The 4,435-nt window shown below is 67.2% G+C and carries 4 protein-coding genes and 1 pseudogene; all 5 read right to left on the bottom strand.

Annotation, left to right across the window (positions count from 1 at the left end; translation table 11 throughout):
- Window positions 1-616 (bottom strand): annotated as a pseudogene (locus EOD15_RS29380) (ABC transporter ATP-binding protein/permease); the annotation flags it as partial.
- A 62-nt stretch (window positions 617-678) separates the two neighbouring features.
- Window positions 679-1,857: an N-acetylglucosamine-6-phosphate deacetylase gene (gene nagA / locus EOD15_RS29375; protein WP_027040194.1), complete on the bottom strand. Its 1,179-nt coding sequence runs from the start codon at window positions 1,855-1,857 to the stop codon at window positions 679-681.
- Entirely contained in the window at window positions 1,854-2,888 is a 1,035-nt protein-coding gene (locus tag EOD15_RS29370; RefSeq protein WP_164748800.1) for an SIS domain-containing protein, read from the bottom strand. The genes nagA and EOD15_RS29370 overlap by 4 nt, the downstream gene beginning before the upstream one ends.
- A 17-nt stretch (window positions 2,889-2,905) precedes the next feature.
- Window positions 2,906-3,688, bottom strand: coding sequence for a GntR family transcriptional regulator (locus tag EOD15_RS29365; RefSeq protein ID WP_027040192.1), 783 nt, complete (start codon window positions 3,686-3,688; stop codon window positions 2,906-2,908).
- Window positions 3,685-4,435: N-acetylglucosamine kinase (locus tag EOD15_RS29360; protein WP_127409081.1), on the bottom strand; the 751-nt coding region annotated here is incomplete at its 5' end. The genes EOD15_RS29365 and EOD15_RS29360, both read right to left, overlap by 4 nt.

Here is a 4,435-nt window from a genome sequence, read left to right as displayed (position 1 = left end):
CCTCGGGGTTCTGGTGGTCGCCGCCGACGAGATTCAGTTGGTAGTAGCGGCCGCCTGCCAGCCAGCGCGCGATGACCGCGGTGGTCAGCCAGGAACGCCAGCGGCGCTGGATCGTCATGCGCAGGTAGACCTGCGCGACGACAAGGCTGCCGCTGCAGATTACCAGCGGCACGAAGACGGCGCTGAGGAAATAGACGCTGCGGGCGTTGCGCTGCTCGAGGGCATCGAACATCGAACGGTTCCAGACATTGATGCCATACTGGAAGCCGATATTGATGCAGATCAGCAGCAGCACCCCGATCGTCAATGGCCAGGCGAGCCGGTCGCCGCGCCGGCTCCAGTAACCGCGCGCGCTGATCCAGAAACGCCGCAGCAGATATTTCTTGCGCTCCTGCTCGGCCCCTTCGGGCGTCAGTTGCGGATCGGGCTCGACAGCATCCGGTGGTGGCCCCGGCTGGCCGTCGACCTCCGGGGCAGCTTCGGCACTCGACAGCTTTTTTTCGCGCAGCTCCTCGTGGCGTGGCCTTTGGTCACGCGGCGCTTTCTGTGGCGGCTTCAAGGCACCGCGCGGTTTGATGCCGTCGGCCTGTTTCAATTTGGGTTTCGCCTCGGACATACGCTCCGACAACGACCTCAAAATCAAAAGGTTTCATGACGTCAGCCGACTTGAACCTGAAATCAACGCGCAGTGTCGGAACCGGCCGCAAAAACCTTTTCGCCGCCGATCCAGACGCCCTTCGTGTCGAGATCGTCCGACAGCGCGACCATGTCCGCAGCCGTGCCGTTGGCGAATCGGCCAAGCCGGTGCGACTGGCCGATTGCTTGCGCCGGATAGAGTGAGGCCATGCGCAAGGCCTCGGAAAGCTCGACCCCGGCGACGCGGTGGATGAAACGAACGGCCGAGATCATATCGAGATCGGCGCCCGCCAGTGTTCCGTCGGCGAGCCTCAGGCTGCCGTCCCTTCGATAGATGGTGCGGCCGTTGAGCGTGAACGACGTCATGTCGGTGCCGATTGTCGCCATGGCGTCGGTGACCAGCACGATCCTGGCCGGCCCCTGCTTGGCGCGCAGCGCGATCTTGATGGTGGCCGGATCGACATGGATGCCGTCGGCGATGAGGCCGGCCGACAAGGTGCCGATGTCGATGGCGGCGCCGACCAATCCGGGCTCGCGATTGCCGATCTGGCTCATCGCATTGAACAGATGGGTGACCATTGAGGCGCCGGCCGCGGCAAAGGCGCTGGCGGTGGCATAGCCGGTATCGGAGTGGCCAAGGCTGACGATGATGCCGGCCCTGGCGAGTGCCGCGACGCGCGCCGGCTCGACGGATTCAGGGGCAATGGTGGTGAGCAGCACCGGTAGTTTTTGCCGCGCGGCGATCAGCATCGCCTGATCGGCATCCGTCATCGGCCGGATCAGCGCCGGATCATGCGCGCCCTTGCGGGCGACCGACAGATGCGGGCCTTCGAGATGCAGTCCGAGAAACCCAGGCACCTTCTGGCGCGCCGCTGCCTCGCCGGCGGCGACAGCGGCGGCCGTGATTGCAGGCGTGTCGGTGATCAGCGTCGGCAGCAGCGCCGTCGTGCCGAAGGGCGCGTGCGCGCGGCAGATGGTCTCGATTGAAGCGACATCGGGGTGGTCGTTGAGCATGACGCCGCCGCCGCCGTTGACCTGCAGGTCGACGAACCCCGGCGCCAGAAGGCCGCCACCGGTGTCGACGACGCGGATATCCGAGGGGATGGCACCGGTGGGCAGAATGGCCTCGACGAGACCGTCGCGCACGACAAGTGCGTGGCCTTCATGCCAGTCGTCGCCGTCGAAAATCCGGGCGCCAGTCAGGGCAAAGCGATCGCTCATACTGTCTCCGTCACCTTGCGAAGATTGCGCGGCGTGTCCGGATCGAGACCGCGATGGCGGGCAAAGGCCTCGACGAACATGTAGAAGGAGACGATCAGCGTCAGCGGATCGGTCAGCGGATGGCCGGTGGCAACATGCGGCAGGCGCACGGCGCGTTTGGCAAGCGCGGAGGTGACGAACACCGGCGCGCCCTTGGCCGCCAGGCTGTCGGCGGCCTCGGCGATAGACGGTTCGGAGGCGTCGCGCGCGGCCAGCGCCAGCACCGGAAAGTCGGGGCCGATCAGCGCCAGCGGGCCGTGCATGACTTCGGCGGCGCTGTAGGCCTCGGCATGCATGCCGCAGGTCTCCTTGAATTTCAGCGCCGCTTCATTGGCCATCGCCGCCGACGGTCCGCGGCCGAGGATGAACAGCGACTTCTGCTTCTCGATCGTCTCAGACAGCACGCTCATCCAGTCGCAGGCGATCGCCTTGCCGAAATGCTCCGGCAGGCGGGCAAGTGCGGCCAACAGCGCATCGTCGCCGGTGGCATGCGCCATCAGAGCGAGGCCGGCGACGGCCGAATTGATGAAGGTCTTGGTGGCCGCCACGCTGCGCTCGGGGCCGGCCAGGATATCGATCGCATAGTCCGAAGCACGCGCCAGCGGCGAATCGGCGGTGTTGGTGATGGCGACGGTCAGCGCGCCCCCCGCCCGTGCGGTTTCGGCCATGGCGACGATATCGGGGCTCTTGCCCGACTGCGAGATCGCCAGGCAGGCCGAGCCGGCGAGCCTGAGCTTGCGGCCATAGATCGAGGCGATCGACGGTCCGACAGACGCCACGGCCAGGCCCGCGGTCAGCTCGACGGCGTATTTCATGAAGGTGGCGGCATGGTCGGACGAGCCGCGCGCCACGGTGACGACGAACTGCGGGTCGCGTTCGCGGATGCCGCGCCCGGCCTCGGTCAGCACGGCGCCGGAGCCGTCGAGCAGGCGGGCGACCGCTTGCGGGACCTCCTCGATCTCGCGCCGCATATGGGTCATTTCTGCCGACATGGTCGGCTCTGTCGTGCTCATGGTCGGCCCTCTTCGCTCGGCCCTGTCAGCCGCAGTTCGGCGACGAAATCATAGGCGTCGCCCCGGTAGATGGAGCGGGTGAATTCGATCACCTTGCCGCTCGCCAGATAGGAAATGCGTTCGATGTGCAGGCCGGCAATGCCTGGCGGCACTTCGAGCAGGCGCGCGTCGCTGTCGCCGAGATTGGCGGCGGAAATGCGCTGCACCGCCCGCACCGGCCGGTTGCCGGTCAATTCCAGCGCCGCGTAGAGCGAGGAACCTATATCGGCCGGATCGGGCAACACGCTGGCCGACAGCGAGGCGCGTTCGATCGCCAGCGGCGTGTCGTTGGCGATGCGCAGGCGCGCCACCCGCGCCACCAGTTCGCTCGAGGACAGGCCGAGCACCATCATCTCGTCGGGCGATGGTGCGTAGAGGCCGCGGTCGAGCCATGCCGAACGCACCGCCATGCCGCGCCGCGCCATGTCCTCGGTAAACGAGGTCAGCCGCGACAGCGACTGTTCGACACGCTCCATGCGCGGCGCCACGAAAGTGCCGGAGCCGTGGCGCTGCACCAGGATGCCGCCCTTGACGAGATCCTGCACCGCCTTGCGCACGGTGACCCGCGAAATATCGGCCTTGGTGGCGATGTCGCGCTCGGAAGGCAGCGCGTCGCCCGGCCCGATCAGGCCGCGATTGACCGCGTCCTCGATGCTCTTGCGAAGCTGCAGATAAAGCGGCGCGCCGCTTTGCGCCTGATGTTTGAGCGTGGCGAAGATCTGGTCGGCGGCCTCGCTCATCGAGTTGCCTCCGCGTGTCCGGCGAAAAGGCGAACCGCCATCTGCACCGCGCCGCCCAGTGCGTCGTCGAGCGGCGGCTTCAGCAGCGCCCGGTAGCGGGCAGACAGGCGCGGCGCGTAGAGCGGCGCCAGCCCGCCGAGCAGGCACAGCGGCGCGTCGTCAGCAAGGTCGAGCGCGCCGAGCGAGGCTTCGACATCGGCGACCACCCTGTCGAGGATCCAGTTGGCGACGCTGTCGCCCTTCTCGGCATGCTCGAACACCTTGGGTGCGAAGCCGCCGAAATCGCCCGGCTTGGCATTGGTGGTGAATTCGACGACGTCTTCCGGGTTGTTGCGGAAGACGGCCAGCATGCTGTGCGTCAGCGGCGAACCGGCGCGAACGCCGTCATAGGCAAGCAGTGTCTGTTCGAGCAGGTCGCGGCCGATGCGGGCGCCGCTGCCCTGGTCGCCGACCTGGAAACCCCAGCCGCCGATGGCCCGCGATTTGCCTTGTCTGCGCGCCATATAGGCGGTGCCGGTGCCGAGGATCGCCATGGCGCCGTCACCCGAGCCGACAGCGCCCTCCAGTGCGATCTCGGCGTCGGTCTCGACGCGACTGATGCTGAACGGCAGGATCGCTTCGAGCTGCTGCCGATAGGTACCGACATTGGCGCCGGCCAGCCCGAGAATGGCCGGCGTCCGCGGGATCAGTTCCGCATCCTGCCCGGCGGCGAGAAACGCCTGCCGCGCGGCCTCGACGATGTTCGAG

Source organism: Mesorhizobium sp. M7A.T.Ca.US.000.02.2.1, from assembly GCF_003996995.1.
In the GTDB taxonomy this organism is placed as follows: Bacteria; Pseudomonadota; Alphaproteobacteria; order Rhizobiales; family Rhizobiaceae; genus Mesorhizobium.
This window is presented reverse-complemented; position numbering and strand designations above follow the sequence as displayed.